Source organism: Bartonella vaga (assembly GCF_037070895.1).
Lineage (GTDB): Bacteria > Pseudomonadota > Alphaproteobacteria > Rhizobiales > Rhizobiaceae > Bartonella.
Window position 1 is genome coordinate 372,373 of record NZ_JAYMZK010000001.1, and the last position, 17,514, is coordinate 389,886.

Sequence of the window (17,514 nt, forward strand, 5' to 3'; positions counted from 1 at the left end):
ACTATGTTGATTTTAAAAAACTCTCTGTTCTTTTTTCGGTATCGCTCTGAAAAAAATCCTTTGAGTGATGGCACTTTGTTTTTGTAGCTAAAAGTTTTGTTCGGACAAAAACATTATTATGGAGCAGCACAAATTTATCTCATTATATATATAGATAAAGGGATGTGGCATATTTTTAAGATTTTGTTGAAATTAGAAATGATTACGGTTGTTCTTTATCAGAACAAAGAGGCTTGTGTGCTTTTTGCGAAAAGACCAAAACGCTATAAAATGTTGAGTCCGTCTTTTGTAAATCTTTTAAAAAGAAGCAGAGTCATTTGCAGTGTGCGTTAGATTAGCAGGAAATCTCTTTAAAACGTCAGATTTTATGCAGTGTCAGAAGTTGATCCTTGCTGTTTCAGGAGGGGGAGATTCTCTAGCTTTGCTGTTTTTGGTAAAGGAGCATTTGAAGACTCTCTCTGTTCCTCCGGAAATGATCGCTGTCACCGTTGATCATCAGTTGCGTAAAGAATCGGCTTGTGAAGCAGAAACTGTTGCAAAAATTTGTCGTGCCCATCACATTAAACATATCATTTTGCGATGGGAAGGAAAGAAGCCAAAAACGCATATCGCTTCAAGTGCTCGTGTTGCACGTTATAACCTCCTGTTTAAAGAAGCTCAAAAACAAGGTGCCACGCTTATTATGACAGGACATACGCTGAATGATCAGGTCGAAACCTATCAGATGCGATACCAACGTTTCCAAAAAAGTATAGCCGCTTTGCAACGAGAAACCGTTGGGGGCAAATGTGAAGGGGAGTGTTCTACAGAAATTGAAGAAAATATTACGCAAAAAAACTATGGGTTAATGTACAGGCGTGGTTTATCTTGTATTCCACGCGAGGCATTATTGCGTCGAAAGGTACGCTTGATTCGTCCTCTTCTTGGCGTAAAGCGTAAAACATTGCGCGCCTATTTGCGCTTAAAGGGAAAAACATGGATCGATGATCCAACCAATGAAGATCTTAGTTTTGAACGCGTGCGTGTGCGGCAGTCTCTGCATAAAAAAAATTTTACTACTATTGCTCAAAGGGCTTATGAAGCTACACTTCAACGCCGTCAATTTGCACAAGATATTGCTGATCTGATTTTAGCATTGGATGTTGCTGTGGAATATGGACGTTGCTTTATTGCAAAGCCTGCACCATTCTTACAGCAGCATTCAGGTTTTCCCTTTGTTGTTGGGCTTTTTGCGGTATTGATGGGAGGGGGAGGATATTTGCTGCCTAGCCAAAAATTGATCACTCTTTTTCAAAAATTGCATCTATATTCATCAGAAAAGCAGCGTTTTACTTTTGCTGGCTCTGTTATTGAATATAGCAGAAGCGGAATTGCTTTTTGGCGCGAATCCCGAAATATGAAAGAAGCGGTCATAGAGCCAGGAAAAACTTTTTTATGGGACGGTCGCTACCAGATTACCAATCATGAATCCAATGCCATAAAGGTTGGAGCAGCGGGTTTGGAACAGCTAAAGTCTTTATCTCAAACAAGCACTTTCAATATTGAAAATCCTCATTTTCCCTCTTTGCAGTCGCTTCTGATGGTTTCAAATGATAAAGGGTGGGACATTCCAGAATTGACTTATCAGGCTGTTTTTCATCCAAACGTCGTAATAAAACGGATTATGGCTCCGTTCCATTGGCTTTTGTCGCACGAAGACGCTGTTTTTGTAAATGTTGTGGAACCTTTTTTTATATTGAGATAAAAAGATCAAGAAAAATTGCTCTAAAAGAGAATAAACATCTCCTCATACCTTGGCAAGGGACAGACAAGGTTATATGTTAAGGGGGAATATTTGAAATCTGTATTTGATTAAGTGGACTGAATATGAACTCCAATTACCGCTCTCTCCTTATTTGGGGGGTCATTGCTTTAATTTTGATTGTGTCGTTTTCTCTCTTTAACGGAGATAGCCAACGTTCTGGAGGTGGAGAGATCTCCTATTCTGAATTTTTGCAAAAAGTCGAGAATAGTGAGCTTAAATCTGTGACTATTCAAGGTCAAAAACTAACAGGGCAAACTGTTGAGCATAGAGTTATTTCAACTTATGCTCCACGAGATCCAGGCTTGATACAAAAATTGGAAAACAAAAATGTTAACGTCAAGGCTATTCCTGAAAGCTCTGGAAACAGTATCTTCCTTAATCTCCTCTTTTCCTTGTTACCGGTTATTATTATCGTTGGGGCGTGGATTTTCTTTATGCGACAAATGCAAAATGGATCACGTGGGGCAATGGGATTTGGGAAATCAAAAGCAAAGCTGTTGAATGAAGCGCAGGGGCGCGTTACCTTTCAAGATGTCGCTGGCGTTGAAGAAGCAAAGCAGGATTTGCAGGAAATTGTCGAATTTTTACGTGAACCACAAAAATTTCAGCGCTTAGGGGGCCGTATCCCACGAGGCGTTTTGCTTGTTGGCCCTCCAGGGACTGGTAAAACCTTGCTTGCGCGTTCTGTTGCAGGTGAAGCTAATGTGCCATTCTTTACCATTTCAGGATCCGATTTTGTTGAAATGTTTGTTGGTGTTGGTGCAAGCCGTGTGCGGGATATGTTCGAACAAGCTAAAAAAAGTGCACCCTGTATTATCTTTATTGATGAAATCGACGCTGTTGGACGCCATCGTGGAGCAGGATTGGGAGGTGGAAACGACGAACGCGAGCAGACCCTAAACCAGTTGCTTGTCGAGATGGATGGATTCGAGCCTAATGAAAGTATTATTCTTATTGCTGCAACAAATCGTCCCGATGTCCTTGATCCTGCTTTATTAAGGCCAGGTCGTTTTGATCGGCAAGTTGTCGTGCCAAATCCTGATGTTTCTGGGCGTGAAGAAATCTTGAAAGTTCATGCACGTAACGTGCCTTTAGCTCCTAATGTTGATCTGAAAGTTTTGGCCAGGGGAACCCCAGGATTTTCCGGTGCTGATCTGATGAATCTTGTTAATGAAGCTGCGCTTATGGCGGCTAGTCGCAATAAAAGAGTTGTGACTATGCAAGAATTTGAAGATGCTAAAGATAAGGTAATGATGGGAGCAGAACGTCGCTCAACTGCCATGACACAAGAAGAAAAAGAACTTACCGCTTATCATGAGGCAGGGCATGCTATCGTAGCTCTTAATGTGCCTGTTGCTGATCCTGTTCATAAAGCAACAATCGTGCCAAGGGGAAGGGCTTTAGGAATGGTTATGCAATTGCCTGAAGGTGATCGCTATTCCATGAGTTATCAGTGGATGATTTCTCGTTTGGCCATTATGATGGGTGGACGTGTGGCAGAAGAATTGAAATTTGGAAAAGAAAATATCACATCTGGTGCGTCCTCTGATATTGAACAGGCAACAAAATTAGCACGTGCTATGATTACACGGTGGGGTTTCTCTGATCTTCTTGGAAATGTTGCGTATGGCGATAATCAAGATGAAGTCTTTTTAGGTCATTCCGTTGCACGAACACAAAATATCTCTGAAGAAACAGCGCGTATGATCGATTCTGAAGTGCGTAAGCTCATTGACGATGCTTATGCAAATGCAACCAGAATTTTGAAAGCAAAAAAGAAAGAATGGTTTGCTCTTGCGAAGGGTTTGTTGGAATATGAGACTTTAACGGGAACAGAAATTAACGAAGTTATTGCAGGAAATCTTCCTTCACGCATACTGAAAGATGACAGTACTTCTCCCCGCAGTTCCTCTGTACCTAAGACTGGAGCCATTAAGGCCGAGTCTCAAAAAACAAAAGAAAATAAAACAGATGCTAATCAAGTAGAAACAGGAAAAGAAGAGCTAAAAAACGGAAAAAAAATAACAAAATCGGCTGATGCAAAACACGGTGATGCTGGTGTTAAAGGAGCTCAATCTCATGGCGAAGAGAAAAAAACTCGAAGTACAAAAAATATCGTAAAAGCAGTAAATCGCCAAAAAAATGGAGCTAGCGCTGAAAAAAAATCAGATGCTGCGGGAAATGATAAAGCAAAACAGGAGTCTTCTAACGATGCTTGAGTAATCATGTTTGGAGAAGATATTAAGAGAAATTTTTTGAGAAAGGCGCAAGCAAAGCTTGCGCCTTTAAAACAATATTAGGAAGAATATGGTACGGAAACGCTGGTGCTCGTAAAGCTTTGAAAATGTATATGAATAGAGATACTGGTGGCTGAGAAAAGGATTTTTGACAGAGCATATGAGGATATTCTTTGGTTTTGTTAAAGGAGATCGTATGCGTAAAACATGTTAGAGGGCTCTCCTTTCTAGAGACGTGGAGCGCAGAAGCATAATTTATGGGGTTGTATGGTTTGATAAGAAGCGTAGATTCGTTCTAGATATTGGATATGGTGGGCATTTTTATTATCTGGAAGAGTAAAGGGGCGCAAATCATTTCATTGCATTGGAAATCTTGTTGGGGAAAGGATTCTGCTTTGTCAGAGCTGTAAGAGAAGAAGTGTGTATAAAGGAAATATAAATGGCACGAAAATATTTTGGTACAGATGGAATTCGGGGAAGAGCCAATTCTTTTCCTATGACACCAGATTTTGCCCTGAAGGTGGGGATAGCAGCAGGAGTTTTGTTTCGGTCAAAACATCAGTCGCCTCGTGTGGTCATTGGAAAGGATACCCGATTATCTGGTTATATGTTGGAGAATGCTTTGGTTTCAGGGTTTACAGCTGCCGGGATGGAGGCTTTCTTGTTGGGTCCTGTGCCAACGCCTGCTGTTGCTATGTTGTGCCGTTCGTTACGCGCTGATCTTGGCGTGATGATTTCTGCTTCTCATAATCCTTTCTACGATAATGGAATTAAACTTTTTGGACCTGATGGTTTTAAACTTTCAGATGATGACGAAGAAAAAATTGAACAATTGATCGATACAGATCTTTCAAAATCTTTAGCGGGTTGTTCTGAAATTGGCCATGCAAAGCGGGTTGAGGGCGACATTTATCGCTATATCGAGTATGCTAAACGAACTTTGCCTCGTGATGTTCGTTTAGATGCGTTGCGTATCGTTGTGGATTGCGCCAATGGTGCTGGTTATAAAGCAGCTCCACGTGCTTTGTGGGAGTTGGGAGCAGAGGTCTTTGCTATTAATGATACTCCAAATGGTATCAATATTAATCAAAAGTGTGGATCAACCGATTTGTCCTCTTTAAAAAAGAAAGTTCATGAAGTGCGGGCTGATGTGGGGATTGCTCTCGATGGAGATGGGGATCGAGTTCTCATTGTTGATGAAAAAGCGCAGACAATTGATGGTGATCAATTGATCGCTGTGATTGCTGAACATTGGCATAAAACGGGACGGTTACAGGGCAACGGTGTTATCACAACCATTATGTCAAATCTTGGGCTTGAGCGCTTCTTGAAAAGCAAAGGATTGGGGCTTGTTCGGACAAGTGTTGGAGATCGCTACGTGGTTGATGCGATGCGCCAAAATGGATATAACGTTGGTGGTGAAGTTTCTGGGCATATTGTGCTGAGTGATTTCGGGACTACTGGCGATGGATTGGTGGCTGCTTTACAGGTTTTAGCTTGTATGCAAGAAAGCCAAAGCCCTATGAGTCGCTTGTGTAACCGGTTTGATCCGGTGCCACAAATTTTTAAAAATGTAACGATTAAAAACAAAAATTTGCTGAAAAAGGATGCGGTCAAAACAGCGGTAGAGCGAGCAACGCAACGTTTGGGAGAAAAAGCACGTTTAGTAATTCGTGCCTCTGGAACAGAGCCGGTAATCCGCATTATGGCTGAAGGGGATGAACGAAAAATTCTTGAGGGCGTTGTCGCAGAAATGGTTGATGTTATCGTGCATCATGATGTTCTTGCCAAAGTGGAGGCTTCCAAGAATTCTAATTTTTAATGTTGGCTGTTAAGATTTTCATCACCGCTCAAGAATATTAGATGCCTTGGAATGCATGGTCGCTGAACTAGACTCTTGTAGCATGCCCTTAGAGAATAGTTTCATCATTCATCTAACGATAAAAGTGTTTTTCTGTCCATATATATAATAATGAAAGCGATACAGTTTCATTGCCTTACTCTTGGTTGAAAGAATTAACCTTGAAGATTAATATTGCTAAAACATTTGCGGATAGATAAAAAAGTGTTTTCTTTCCTATTGAAAGAAAACACTTTTGAAAATTAAAGCAGTAGAGCAGTAGAATAATGTATATTAATCTGAAAAGCGGTCTTTTTTGTCTTTTTTCCATAGAAAATAAGTCGCAAGTCCGAGTACAGAAAGGCTCAATTTGCTAAAAGGAAAATGCTTGCTTAGAAGTGCAATGCTGGAAAGCGTTGCATCTGTCATAAGTTTATGGCGTTGTTCTTCCAGCTTCTTTTGTCGATTTTGGCGTTGATAGGCTCTAAGAATACGACCAATGAAAATGCTTAAGCCTGCAAGAAAAAAACAAATGAAAAACATCGTGCTGGCCGCTGCAAGAGGCGTCATAACCGAACATAACGCAATAAAAGCGATGATACATAAAAAGAGCAAAGACATAAACAATGAAATGCCAATAATACCATAGCAAATTGCTTGAAGGCGGACTTTTTGAGCGGTGCTTTTCAGCCCTCCATCGACAAGATGGTCTAAAAGGTGAGTGATTAACTTATGCATTACTTAACGGCGTAATAGTTGAGAAAGAATAAAACCAGCACCTGCTGCAAACAGAACGCTTTTGCAAGGGTTTTTACGAACGCATTGGTTCATGGTTTGTTCGAGATCGCTGATTTTTTCTTTTGCTTGAGACATAATTTCTTCACCATTTTCTTTCACGGAGTCATACATTTTTTCAGCTTTGTTCAATTTGCTTGCACCAAGATTCGTCAGTGTTGAGGTTATCCCTGAAATTTCATTGCGTAATTTCTCTAATTGTCCTTGTAAATTTTTTTCTGTTTCTTTGTTCTCTGTTGTTTTATTGTTTGCCATGATGCTCTTTCCTTTTTTTGATTCATCATTATCCATTACTGAGGTGTTCATTTTTACTGGAGTAAAATTTATTTCTTGGGTAACGCTAAACGTTTTTAAGAGTTCCCATCCCTTTGAAAAAATTAAAGGTATTTTGAAGAAAATTAATCTTGCTTTCCTATAAGCGTTTGTTTTAAACGCGAATGATATGATGCTCGATCCATTGGGTATTACCTTTTTTTGCTTATAAGGGCATGAACCGCTATTTGGGGGCTCTCAAGATTTCTAGACAGTGTATGAAGGCAGTTTTGCTTGTTGAGTTTTTTTCATGGTTCCCAAACAACACAGCTTGATGTGGTTGCTCCTGGCATTGCAGAGACCTTACTTGCAAGGGCTATTGGACTCTTTGCAGCTATTCCCACTGTTGTTATGTATAATAGCTTTATGCGCGCTTTTAATGTTATCCTCATATTGATGCTTCTTATGATGTGTAAGAAAATGGTGATTTGGAAGCAGGAGGGATGAAATGAAAAAATATTTCTGTACGTCGTTGTATTTATTTATATAATTTTTGTAAATCAAGCTATTGAGTGGAATCGTAGTTTGCCAGTTAAAGCGCATTGTGCGTAATAAACTTGTTTTGTCGGATAAATTTATTTTAATTTGGTAGAGAAAAATCTTTTAGAAGATCTCTCTCTCTTGGATGAGGTGTTTTCTGAAATAAAACTATACTTGATTTATCAAGTTTTGTTCCATATATTAAAAGCAAAGTGTTGTTAAAAGGGACGTGACATGGTGGAAGAGTGATGCTGCGGGGTGGTTGTGAGCTGTAAAACAAAAAATAGAAGACCATAACGGCGTGAGAAAAAAATGGAATCCCATACAGAGCTCCTAGACAGCGTATCTTCAAAACACGATCTTTCTCCTTTTTCTATGTTTATGGCAGCTGATTGGGTTGTGAAAGCTGTTATCGCTATTTTATTGTTCGCTTCTCTTGTTTCTTGGACAATTGCTTTTGTAAAAATCATTGAAATTTTTCTGGCAAAACGAAGAGCGCGCCATGAACTCCGATTGATTCTTAATGCTCAAACCTTTACACGTTTGGCCGCTAGCTTAAAAGAAAGCAAAGGAGCAGGTGTCTTTTTCCTGAAAGAAGTTCTTAAAGAAGTGTATCTTTCTACACAAAAAGTGCATTTTGGCACTGAAGGGGCTGGGGCAAGTTCTACGGAAAGAGCAAGTAAAAGACAAGACACACAAAACTTTTCTTGTGAAGATATCATCTGCTATGAGGAACTCGATCAATATGGAGAGATTATACGCGATATTAATGATGGTGTAAAAGAAAGGGTTCATTCGCTTTTATCACGCTGTTTGCTGACTGCTATGCGCCGTATTTCGTGTGGGAGCGCAGTTCTTGCAACCGTTGGCGCTATTGCTCCATTTGTTGGTCTTTTTGCAACCGTTTGGGGGATCATGAATGCTTTTATAGGTATTGCCAACTCTCAAACAACACAGCTTGATGTGGTTGCTCCTGGAATTGCAGAGGCCTTACTAGCAACGGCTATTGGACTCTTTGTAGCGATTCCCGCCGTTGTTATGTATAATAGCCTTATACGTGCTCTTAGTAGTTATCGTAATGATTTAGGTGATATCGCCGCTGCGATTGAAAGGCTCTTGAGCCGTGAACTCGATAGGTACAGACAACGTAAAAGTCAAAAGAAATGAAAGCAAGCTTTAATGATGACTGGAATATAGATGAAAGTGGGTTGCACAACGAGATCAATGTAACCCCTTTTATTGATGTTGTTCTGGTATTGCTTATTGTTTTTATGGTCGCTGCGCCTTTAGCGACGTCCGTTATTCCTGTTCAATTGCCTTCTATGACCAAATCATCTCCTGTAGTTCAACTTGATGAGCCTCTTTATGTAACTTTGCAAAAAGATCATTCTCTTTATGTGGGGGATAATATTGTTAGCCAAACAGCGTTTATAGAAGCCTTGTTAAAGGAAACAAACAGAAATCTAGAGACGAAGATTCTTATCAAAGCTGATAGCGAAATAAATTATGGAGCTGTCGTGGATTTGTTAAATCAAATACGGACGGCGGGATACACTAAAGTTGGTCTTATGGGATTGCAAAAATCTTCCAGTTTTACTGCAAGAGGGGAAAAAAGTGACGGAAAAGGCAGTACAACACAAGCGACAGAGGTGAATATTTCAAGCAATGCAGATGCAGAATTGAAAAGTGGTAGGGCAAGCGCTAACATTTCTGTAATGGGAACGGTTTCTTCTGTAGAATAAATATATATATTCAGAAATATATGAGACTTTGTCCTTTATTCCTGTTTAGTCATAACCTGTTGAGCCAAAGCCGCCTGTAGCTCGGCTTCCTGTATTGTTTTGGGTACTATCTTTTTGATCTACTTCAATAGTGCAAACATTTACTTGGATAACTGGTGCGATGATTGTTTGTGCAATGCGCATCCCACGTTTGATAGAAAAATTTTCTTGTCCACAATTTATCAGAAGAACTTTGACTTCGCCGCGGTAATCACTGTCAATTGTTCCAGGGGTGTTTAGGCATGTGATACCGTGCTTTAGGGCTAAGCCAGAACGTGGACGTATTTGTGCTTCAAAACCAGGTAAAAGGTGAAAGATGAGACCAGTTGGAATAAGAGCACGCTGCCCAGGGGCAAGGATGATCGTTTCTTCTTCACCTAGTGCTGCTCGTAGATCCAGACCAGCAGAACCAGCTGTGGCATAGTGAGGAAGCTCTAAGCCTTTTCCATGCTCAAGGCGCTGGACAGATAAAGTTATCGGCTGAGAAGGGTGAGGAGAGACATGAGAAGAAGGATGCTCTTGATTATTTTGGGGTGCATGGGGATGAGTATGAGGCATGATAAAAATATTTCCAAATTATAAAATAGAAAATAAATGCTATTTTAGCAAAAGCTGCTTATAAAACAAGTTGATAAAATTTCATGGATGGACATGTTTCACCGCTTGTTTCAGATATTGCCGATAAGAATACCCGTGGCAAAAACCAAAGCACCACCAATTATAACCTGTAAAGATGCACGCATAAACGGGGTCGACATGAATTTATTTTGGATCCACACTATGGCCAACAGTTCGAAAAAAACAATAATAAACGCAACAACTGTTGCGATGTAAAAAGAGTTGATCAAATAAGGGAGCGCGTGTCCTAAACCTCCGAGCATGGTCATAATACCACTGGCAAGGCCTCTTTTAAGTGGAGAGCCACGACCTGATAATTTTCCGTCATCATGAGCTGCTTCTGTGAAACCCATTGAAAGACCCGCACCAATTGAAGATGAAAGCCCTATCAAAAAGGTTTTATGTGTATCTCCTGTGGCGAAAGCTGCCGCAAAGATTGGTGCAAGGGTGGAGACAGAGCCATCCATTAATCCTGCAAGACCAGGTTGAATCCACGTTAAAAGTGTTTGTTTTTGTACTTTTGATGACTTTTTTGTGGCTTTATTGGTCTTTTTTGTTTGAAGTTTTGCATCAGAGTGTTTGTTTTGTACTACCGGAGGTAGACAACACAATGAATCAAAAGTTTTTACGCAGTTGTTACAAGAAACACAAAGACCTTTTTGACAATTTTCAAGTTCTTTGATGGCTAGTGCTTTTAACATTGCTACTTTCTTGTAGGCTTTTGCGTATTTTAAACAGAAAGCTGCATGTAATTGTTGTGTCTGGGGCGCTCTAACCGTCGTTTTTTGTGATGGACGAAGGGATAGAGCTCTATGTTGTACAAATGAAAAAAACGATTTCAACATTTTTTGTTCCTTTGCACTTTAGAATAATTCTAAGATATAAGATAAAAAAAATGAAAGTCAATATAAAATTGGAGAATTGAAAAAGATAACGCTGAGAAGAGAAGAGCATTGATAAGTCAAGAAAGTAAAAGATATTCGTTAAACAAAAGAAGCTGGTAAGAAACACCATATGTGAAAAAATAACGGCAAAATGTTGCTAAAAAATTGTTCCAGTCGAGTAAGTCAAGGAATGCTCTAAAAGGCTTACATAAAAAAAGTCTAGGGGTAGAGATGATGCAGTGTATGGGGGACGTTGAAGATTTCTGTCAGAAAACCATGCTAAGAGATCACATTGGAGAAATCTCTTTTAAAAATACTTTTTGTTCAGTTTTAGGAGGGCGATAATCTAGAAGATTATCGGTTCAACAGCATAAATCATGTTTTATGGGCTAAATTTGCTGATATTTTTAAACAGGAACAAGGAAAGGCGAGAAACATCAAGCATAAATACTGAAGATATTCCAAAAAAGATTCCAAAGGGAGCTCTAAAAACTCTTTGGAGAAGATACAAGAGAATATCATAAAATGAGGACAGGAGTCCTTTTCATACCCTTCATTCTACCTTCTCTACCAGGAAGTGCTCTCCATTAATGGAGTCATAATTGTGATATAGAGATATTTATTTTTCAAAAAAGTTAATGATGTAAATGCCAATAATTGTTCGAGAATAAGAACGATATTTTATTAAACTATTCCTTAGATAATCTTGGAATGGTACGCGGGAAATCTAAAAGATTGATGCAAATTATTATAGCATAATTACAGATAATCTATATTTTTTATCTTCTATAGGCGATTGCAGTGATAAGCAGAAAATTTATGAAGCTATGATTGCATCGTAAAAGGCAAAATGTAATGTTATTCACATAATTGCGCATTGATAGACAGCATGGATAATAAGTTGCTTTCGATAAAATTTAAATAATATCCAAATTATAAAGAAGGTCACACCAAAAATATGTCTCATGTATGGTGCCTGTTGGATTTGTAAGTTTATATGGCCTGGTTTTTATTAAGAAGTATGTAAATTTTTTTCTTACGTATACCTTCATCACCTGCCGTAACCATATTTTATCACCATGCGGTGATTCTTCAAATTGGTTTATATCTAAAGAAGTGGGCGATGAGGCTGTAACAGGAACAGGACAGGTTGTATTATGATCCTCGGGCATGGCAGATTGTTCGTGTTGATCCATCTTATCATTTTATTGCCTTACAGCTTTTCCGTTGTGGATTTTTCCAAAAAGATCACCAATAAACACGGAAAGATAAAACCCACAAAATACATGAATCTGTTATTTTTGTCATTTCAGTTCGATGCTTAGTAAAGTAGGAAGCTGCTGCCAGAGAGAGGCCATAGCCATGCTTTGCTTGGAGAAGAGCATGGACATCAGTGCTCTCGATCCTTTTGTATAATCATGATTTTTTATGGCCTGAAAGAAGTCCCTTTGAAGCAATATAAAAGCTAATGAGCATGAAAAACAGGCTCGCAATGGCATTCCAACCGGCAAATGAGAGAAAAAGAAAGCGCCAAGGGGCTTCAATACAAGAAGGGGCATAGATGCTGTTCACTTGATTGAGCAGCTGGCTAACGTCCTTTATATTTTTTACCGCAGTTACACTGCAGCCAGGAGGTATTGGCCAAAAGCCATATTCAACACCCATATGATAAACTGCTAAAATAAAGCTTATGGTCATGAGAATAAAAACACACCAAAATAAAACTGGTAACAGAAAAGATATCCGGGAAAACAATGCCGAAAAACCTGCTAAAATCAAAATTGGTATAGCGCTATAATATGGAAAACGTTCAATGAGGCATAAATTGCAAGGAAGATATCCTCCAATATACTCGAAACCAAGAGCTAAGCCTATCGTGGCAGATAAGCAAAAAGCTAAAAAAAAGGACCATAAACTTTGCTCTTTTCTGCTTGATTTCAGATGAAAATGCTGACTTAAAAAATGTATCATTGAGCATGTCCTTTAAAATAAAAGCTGCTTGTTTACGAAAGTTATAGAAATTTTGTAGAGAAAAACAATTATAATACAACCAACCAGTATAATCCACTTGAAATGGCGGAAAAAGAAATTCATTGCCTTATCTCCAAAACGCTGAATAAACCACGCAATAAGGTAAAAACGAGCTCCACGAGCAAAAACACAGGTTAAAACGAAAAGCCCAAGGTGCACACCCATAACACCTGACAAAATCGTGATAATTTTGATCGGGGGAAGGTGTAAAAAACCTGAAGTTATCAGTAAAATTATAAGAAGTTGCAATGTCGCACCGTTCTGGAGCGTTTGAAAACTTTCAACTTTGCCGTAAAACTCTAAAATCGGTTTGGCAATAGTGTCATAGGAAAAATGCCCAATAAACCAACCCAAAATTCCCCCAAAAATAGAACATACAGTAGCAATAAAAGCATAGCGATAAGCACGTTTAGGGTGGATAAGAATCATCGGAATATATAAAACATCTACAGGAATTGGAAAAACAGAACTTTCAATAAAAGCAATGAACCCAAGCCAATGTGGTGCTGTTCGCTTATTTGCTAAGGAAATTGTCCAAAGCTTTAGTCTGTTCAAGATCATGATAGGCTTCATAAGGTTAAGAGGTAAAAATTTTATAAATTATAATTATACTCCGTAAATCCGATAAGACAAAAATAAGACGGATTCTTAAAAAATAAAAAGTCTAGTGTTGACGAATCTGTGCTTCTTCATATAGTGCAAGAAGATAATGAGAAAATCTGCTCTATGACAGTGTGCGGGTGTGGTGGAACTGGTAGACGCGCCAGACTCAAAATCTGGTTCCGAAAGGAGTGTCGGTTCGAGTCCGACCACCCGCACCATTTATAAATACCACCATTCATTTCCAGAAAGTGATGCTTAATGCCATAAACATTGTTCTTCAGGGCGGTGGTATAAGATACATTCATGCATATCAATATAGTGTATTTATGTCTGAGTTCTTTTGTCTCAACAAAGTGTAGAACAAAGAAACTTAAATGAAAGATGCAGGCCAGGATTTGCTCATACAGCCTATGAAGGGAAACACATAAATGGTCAGCAGCGTGAACAAACCCACAGGGAAAAAACAATCTACAATTCAAAATGTACACCTATGCTCCCTTTTCTAAAATCATGACAATCTTCATAGGTAAAACTGAAGTGATTAGTAAAATGGCAAGAAACTAGAGAGTGTTATACTGTTCTTTTGTGCTTGAAAGTTTTCAACTTTATTGTGAATCTCTCAGATTATTTTAATACAGATTGATGGGAGGTAACACTCTCATGTTGTTTAGAGCGAAGAAAAGATCAATAAAATCATGAAATTAAACAATCTACCACTTTGCATAAGGCTGCTTGTGGTATCAGGTAAAGTTATGATTTCTGCAAAATTGTGTCCAGATCCCTTATCTGATGCAATAAGAGAAAACTGCATGAAAATTTGTGGTGGCACTTAAATTGTCCGCTTGCACTTAAGCTTACAAAATTGGATAGCAGAAACAACATCTGCACCATTTGAAATTGTCAAAGCGATTCTTGCTCGTTGAGTGGGAAATTTTGTTACAAAAGCCTCAATGCAAATGAATTTTTGAAAAAATACGAAATTGCTTTCTCAAATTGGTGTACCGCATTCATATCAAGAATAACTTGATAAAAATTTTAAATGGTAGATCACTTACCCCACCACATATAATCCGTGCAAACTTGGTTTGTTGATTTCTTTAGAGACATAAAATCAATAGATGAGCTTTTAGTTTTTTGAGAACCACCGCTTTAAATGCACGAAGATATCTTCTATTGTATCTATGAGACGTGCGAAATCAAGGATCAATATAAAGATGAAAAATACTAGCCATTTCATCATACGAGACATGATTTTCATACTCTGATAAGTAACGATCATTTCGTGAAGCATTTCTTTTTCCGTTTCCGTAAGCTCTGTTTTGTTCTCAGTTTCTCTTTTTACCATGTCTCCACCCACATAGATATTCACCCTGTTTATTATGCTTTAAGATATCTCTTGCTAAGCGCGAGCTGATGGCGTTCAGATCTTGCTTGTTGATGTAAATAGGCTGCCAACCAACACAGGAAAAATGCTCACTGGTTGCGCAACCAGTGAGCAAGGTCAGCACGCACATCAGCATCGCTTTTTTTATTAATTTCATTTTCTACCTCAAGTCTTATTGTTGCTAACTTTAGAGCCTTTTCTGCTTGCTTTTTTTGTGCAGCCTTTTTGCCGAGAGTAAAAGCTTTTAATGAAGAGGCAGAAAAAGCGGCTAACGCCGCTCCCATCATTATTAAGTTTTTTTTCCACCACATCACAAGCGTTGCTCCTGAAACTTTTTACCAATAAAAAAAAGGCCAACACTGGCTGCTAAAACCATAACAAGAGCTAATGCCCATTGAATCGGGCCATTCCCTGCAAATAAGCCTCCAAGGCCTGAAAAAGCACTAATAATTGGGGCAAGTGCTTCTGCTTTGAAAAAAAATGTTTGCGCTTTAGATTCTACAGTTTGATAATTGGAAGAAACATAAGCGCCTTTGGCCCATAACCCTGCTTCTGCTGCACGACGATGCACAAGACCGAGCAAACGTTTTCCTCCTGCTTTTGTCCATTTCTGCAACTCAGCTGGTACAGCTTCATAATCACCGTTATTAAGCTTTTTTAGAAGTGTAGAATTGCAAAATGCCTTTATTCCTACATTGTAACAAAAGGATACCAATGCTGTGAATTGGTAGTGATTTAAAGAAACGGTAACAGTTTGTTCAACAGTGTTCTCAAATTGTCTTAAATCTTGACAAAGAAGTTCTTCTGCTTGCTTTTCAGTTATTGTCATGCCTTTGTAAACAAAAGGTTCTCCAGCAGAGCTGGTATGTCCATAACCAATTGTCCACACACCGACAGCATCTTTATAGGCGTTTAAACGCAAACCTTCCCATTGTTTAATGAGTGCAAGTCCTTCTGATGATATTTTTCGCATAAACTTCTCCATAAAAAAAGCCCCACATAAAGTGGAGCTGATTGATATAATAACATTAAACCCCGACCCCCTCCAAGAACAGAAGAGAAGTGAAACTGTGATTAAATAACAAGACTGTTGAACAATAAAACTTTCAGTAAGTGGTTGTTTGTACAGCTAGTTCGCAACAAACCTTTCTATCGGGCAGGTGGTGCCCATACCATTTAATGGTGCTTATAAAATAAGAATTATTAAACATCATCGATGCGTAAAAATTTGAGATAAAAAATTATCATTTTAGAATATTATACAAAAACTTTAAAAACGCCCACTCTACTCTTTACACATCCACAAAACCACTAAATATCTTACATATTCAAAAAGACACGCATTGCTATTAAAAAGAACCTCAAAATTTGAAGACAGTTTTTTATCTAAAAACTTCTAAAATACATCACAATTTAAGCACGTTTTTATATTCAACAATCCTCTTCTTGTGCGGTGAAACAGAGACACTTTTCCCATCTAATTCCACTAAGTTCCTCGTAAACCTTTCAGTAAGAGTCTCACCTTTTTTGTTAATTTTCTTCTTTTCAGAATCTGGATTCGATTTTATATATGCACCCATACGTCTCCTCCCCTGCGTGTGCTTATAAAAAGAAGCTGGAAGATACATATCCACCTTATCAGAGGGCAAAGGAAAATTTGGTTCACATAACACACCATCAATATTTTTTTGATGCATTATTTCTATTTTTTCAGATTCCGTATGAAGCTTTTTGGCAAGAGCTAGACTAAACATCGCACATTCCGAGGAGCTTCTTTGAATATCCATTTCTACGATTGAAAAACGACAATTAGGCAGATTTAAATTCTGAAGGGCCAATTGTGATCTAATTGCCAGCAACGATGATTTTGTATTATCAAATGTTGTAGATTCAAAAAATATCACGGATGTTTTTCCACCGATAGTTCTTTGATCGATTACCGAAAAATGGAGCCACTTATCGTTCGTGTAAACTAAAAATCGTGCAACATTGACCCCGTCATTGATATTTTTTTCCACTGATCTAGCAAAGTCACTAGGATCATCCACAAATTTAAGATTCAGTCCTGAATATTTAACGTTTGCTTGTTCTACCAAGGCAGGCATTAACTTGAGATCCGTACTTACATAATTTCTGTTTTTCCATGCTCCCCTGGTAATGTCATCCTCTAAGCTTTCAATAATTTTTTCTAATTTTTGACGACTAAATGGAAGATTTTGCAAAATATCTTCTTTTGGAGAAGATTCAGTCTCTAATGCTGCTGAAGGAGCTTTTTTTGCTTCACCTGTATTATCACTTCCTTGCATTTGTCTTGAATGATCGCTCGGGGGATGTTTCGATGGTTTCATAACAGTAATCTCCAATCTCCGGGGGACAATCGACATTAAATTCTATTGTTTTAATTATGGCAAAATAATGGTTTAAATTAATTCCCTTTCTGGTTTTGAAAGGTAAGGTTGTAAGACCATGCTTTAGTCCAAGAAATTTTTGCAAGAAGGTTTACTAATATACGATTTAGAGTTTTTAGCTGTTAAACAGCCGGGCATTTTTTGCATCTCTAAAATCTGTAAAATTACGAGAAATTTAGGTGCATTTGAATCTTATTTTTATTTTAAAATTAAGGGCTTTTTGTCATTTTGGCTCATAAAACTTTTATGCCATATTAGTAATAGCAAATATTCATCATAAGTTTTACTGGATGCATATGCTTGGTGGGCATAGAACAAATGAAAAAGTACTATGCTA

At 38.3% G+C, this 17,514-nt stretch carries 15 protein-coding genes, 1 tRNA gene and 1 pseudogene; 7 read left to right on the top strand and 10 right to left on the bottom strand.

The window, feature by feature from the left end; translation table 11 throughout:
- Positions 1–322 precede the first annotated feature (322 nt).
- From tilS to glmM, 3 genes are all read left to right on the top strand, one after another.
- Positions 323–1,744: a tRNA lysidine(34) synthetase TilS gene (gene tilS / locus WCP76_RS01595; RefSeq protein WP_336293944.1), complete on the top strand. Its 1,422-nt coding sequence runs from the start codon at positions 323–325 to the stop codon at positions 1,742–1,744.
- A gap of 122 nt (positions 1,745–1,866) precedes the next feature.
- Positions 1,867–4,023 (top strand): ATP-dependent zinc metalloprotease FtsH, encoded by a 2,157-nt coding sequence (ftsH, locus tag WCP76_RS01600; protein WP_336293945.1) that lies wholly within the window; start codon positions 1,867–1,869, stop codon positions 4,021–4,023.
- 457 nt (positions 4,024–4,480) lie between these two features.
- Positions 4,481–5,863, top strand: coding sequence for a phosphoglucosamine mutase (glmM, locus tag WCP76_RS01605; protein WP_336293946.1), 1,383 nt, complete (start codon positions 4,481–4,483; stop codon positions 5,861–5,863).
- Between the two features lie 312 nt (positions 5,864–6,175).
- Here glmM and WCP76_RS01610 read toward each other — a convergent pair whose 3' ends face one another.
- Positions 6,176–6,619, bottom strand: a complete 444-nt coding sequence (locus WCP76_RS01610) for a hypothetical protein (protein WP_336293947.1) — start codon at positions 6,617–6,619, stop codon at positions 6,176–6,178.
- Between the two features lie 3 nt (positions 6,620–6,622).
- Positions 6,623–6,931 (bottom strand): ElaB/YgaM/YqjD family protein, encoded by a 309-nt coding sequence (locus WCP76_RS01615; RefSeq protein ID WP_336293948.1) that lies wholly within the window; start codon positions 6,929–6,931, stop codon positions 6,623–6,625.
- Positions 6,932–7,243: 312 nt separating this feature from the next.
- On the opposite strand from WCP76_RS01615, the pseudogene WCP76_RS01620 reads away from it, so the two are divergent.
- The 3 genes and pseudogenes from WCP76_RS01620 to WCP76_RS01630 all read left to right on the top strand — a co-directional run.
- A pseudogene (locus WCP76_RS01620) lies at positions 7,244–7,369 on the top strand (MotA/TolQ/ExbB proton channel family protein); the annotation flags it as partial.
- Positions 7,370–7,780: 411 nt separating this feature from the next.
- A complete protein-coding gene (locus WCP76_RS01625; RefSeq protein WP_336293949.1) occupies positions 7,781–8,635 on the top strand; it encodes a MotA/TolQ/ExbB proton channel family protein in 855 nt (284 codons plus the stop codon).
- Entirely contained in the window at positions 8,632–9,210 is a 579-nt protein-coding gene (locus tag WCP76_RS01630) for a biopolymer transporter ExbD (protein WP_336293950.1), read from the top strand. Before WCP76_RS01625 ends, WCP76_RS01630 begins: the two co-directional genes overlap by 4 nt.
- A gap of 45 nt (positions 9,211–9,255) precedes the next feature.
- Here WCP76_RS01630 and dut read toward each other — a convergent pair whose 3' ends face one another.
- The 4 genes from dut to WCP76_RS01650 all read right to left on the bottom strand — a co-directional run bounded on the left by dut (position 9,256) and on the right by WCP76_RS01650 (position 13,343).
- The gene (dut, locus tag WCP76_RS01635; RefSeq protein WP_336293951.1) at positions 9,256–9,807 is read right to left on the bottom strand and encodes a dUTP diphosphatase; all 552 of its coding nucleotides are present in this window, start codon (positions 9,805–9,807) and stop codon (positions 9,256–9,258) included.
- A gap of 110 nt (positions 9,808–9,917) precedes the next feature.
- Positions 9,918–10,712, bottom strand: coding sequence for a VIT1/CCC1 transporter family protein (locus tag WCP76_RS01640; protein ID WP_336293952.1), 795 nt, complete (start codon positions 10,710–10,712; stop codon positions 9,918–9,920).
- Positions 10,713–12,167: 1,455 nt separating this feature from the next.
- On the bottom strand, positions 12,168–12,722 hold the full coding sequence (locus WCP76_RS01645; protein WP_336293953.1) for a disulfide bond formation protein B: 555 nt from the start codon (positions 12,720–12,722) through the stop codon (positions 12,168–12,170).
- A gap of 12 nt (positions 12,723–12,734) precedes the next feature.
- Positions 12,735–13,343 carry a YqaA family protein gene (locus WCP76_RS01650; RefSeq protein WP_336293954.1) on the bottom strand — a complete coding sequence of 203 codons (609 nt, stop codon included), beginning with the start codon at positions 13,341–13,343 and terminating at the stop codon, positions 12,735–12,737.
- 175 nt (positions 13,344–13,518) lie between these two features.
- On the opposite strand from WCP76_RS01650, the gene WCP76_RS01655 reads away from it, so the two are divergent.
- A tRNA-Leu gene (locus tag WCP76_RS01655) sits at positions 13,519–13,603 on the top strand.
- 908 nt (positions 13,604–14,511) lie between these two features.
- On the opposite strand, the gene WCP76_RS01660 is transcribed toward WCP76_RS01655, so the two are convergent.
- The 4 genes from WCP76_RS01660 to WCP76_RS01675 all read right to left on the bottom strand — a co-directional run bounded on the left by WCP76_RS01660 (position 14,512) and on the right by WCP76_RS01675 (position 17,117).
- Positions 14,512–14,730 (bottom strand): hypothetical protein, encoded by a 219-nt coding sequence (locus WCP76_RS01660; protein ID WP_336293955.1) that lies wholly within the window; start codon positions 14,728–14,730, stop codon positions 14,512–14,514.
- Between the two features lie 128 nt (positions 14,731–14,858).
- Positions 14,859–15,080 carry a hypothetical protein gene (locus WCP76_RS01665; protein ID WP_336294012.1) on the bottom strand — a complete coding sequence of 74 codons (222 nt, stop codon included), beginning with the start codon at positions 15,078–15,080 and terminating at the stop codon, positions 14,859–14,861.
- Positions 15,080–15,742: a gene transfer agent endolysin BgtA gene (gene bgtA, locus WCP76_RS01670; RefSeq protein ID WP_336293956.1), complete on the bottom strand. Its 663-nt coding sequence runs from the start codon at positions 15,740–15,742 to the stop codon at positions 15,080–15,082. The genes WCP76_RS01665 and bgtA overlap by 1 nt, the downstream gene beginning before the upstream one ends.
- Positions 15,743–16,175: 433 nt before the next feature.
- Positions 16,176–17,117 (bottom strand): YopJ/AvrA family T3SS effector serine/threonine acetyltransferase, encoded by a 942-nt coding sequence (locus WCP76_RS01675; RefSeq protein WP_336293957.1) that lies wholly within the window; start codon positions 17,115–17,117, stop codon positions 16,176–16,178.
- Positions 17,118–17,514 lie beyond the last annotated feature (397 nt).

What these genes read in the sequence shown, in the direction of transcription:
- WCP76_RS01660 (WP_336293955.1), bottom strand. Translation starts at nt 14,730, where the DNA reads ATGGTAAAAAGAGAAACTGAGAACAAAACAGAGCTTACGGAAACGGAA.
- WCP76_RS01675 (WP_336293957.1), bottom strand. Translation starts at nt 17,117, where the DNA reads ATGAAACCATCGAAACATCCCCCGAGCGATCATTCAAGACAAATGCAA.
- WCP76_RS01630 (WP_336293950.1), top strand. Translation starts at nt 8,632, where the DNA reads ATGAAAGCAAGCTTTAATGATGACTGGAATATAGATGAAAGTGGGTTG.
- dut (WP_336293951.1), bottom strand. Translation starts at nt 9,807, where the DNA reads ATGCCTCATACTCATCCCCATGCACCCCAAAATAATCAAGAGCATCCT.
- ftsH (WP_336293945.1), top strand. Translation starts at nt 1,867, where the DNA reads ATGAACTCCAATTACCGCTCTCTCCTTATTTGGGGGGTCATTGCTTTA.
- WCP76_RS01650 (WP_336293954.1), bottom strand. Translation starts at nt 13,343, where the DNA reads ATGATCTTGAACAGACTAAAGCTTTGGACAATTTCCTTAGCAAATAAG.
- glmM (WP_336293946.1), top strand. Translation starts at nt 4,481, where the DNA reads ATGGCACGAAAATATTTTGGTACAGATGGAATTCGGGGAAGAGCCAAT.
- WCP76_RS01615 (WP_336293948.1), bottom strand. Translation starts at nt 6,931, where the DNA reads ATGGCAAACAATAAAACAACAGAGAACAAAGAAACAGAAAAAAATTTA.
- bgtA (WP_336293956.1), bottom strand. Translation starts at nt 15,742, where the DNA reads ATGCGAAAAATATCATCAGAAGGACTTGCACTCATTAAACAATGGGAA.
- WCP76_RS01645 (WP_336293953.1), bottom strand. Translation starts at nt 12,722, where the DNA reads ATGATACATTTTTTAAGTCAGCATTTTCATCTGAAATCAAGCAGAAAA.
- WCP76_RS01640 (WP_336293952.1), bottom strand. Translation starts at nt 10,712, where the DNA reads ATGTTGAAATCGTTTTTTTCATTTGTACAACATAGAGCTCTATCCCTT.
- WCP76_RS01625 (WP_336293949.1), top strand. Translation starts at nt 7,781, where the DNA reads ATGGAATCCCATACAGAGCTCCTAGACAGCGTATCTTCAAAACACGAT.
- WCP76_RS01610 (WP_336293947.1), bottom strand. Translation starts at nt 6,619, where the DNA reads ATGCATAAGTTAATCACTCACCTTTTAGACCATCTTGTCGATGGAGGG.
- WCP76_RS01665 (WP_336294012.1), bottom strand. Translation starts at nt 15,080, where the DNA reads ATGTGGTGGAAAAAAAACTTAATAATGATGGGAGCGGCGTTAGCCGCT.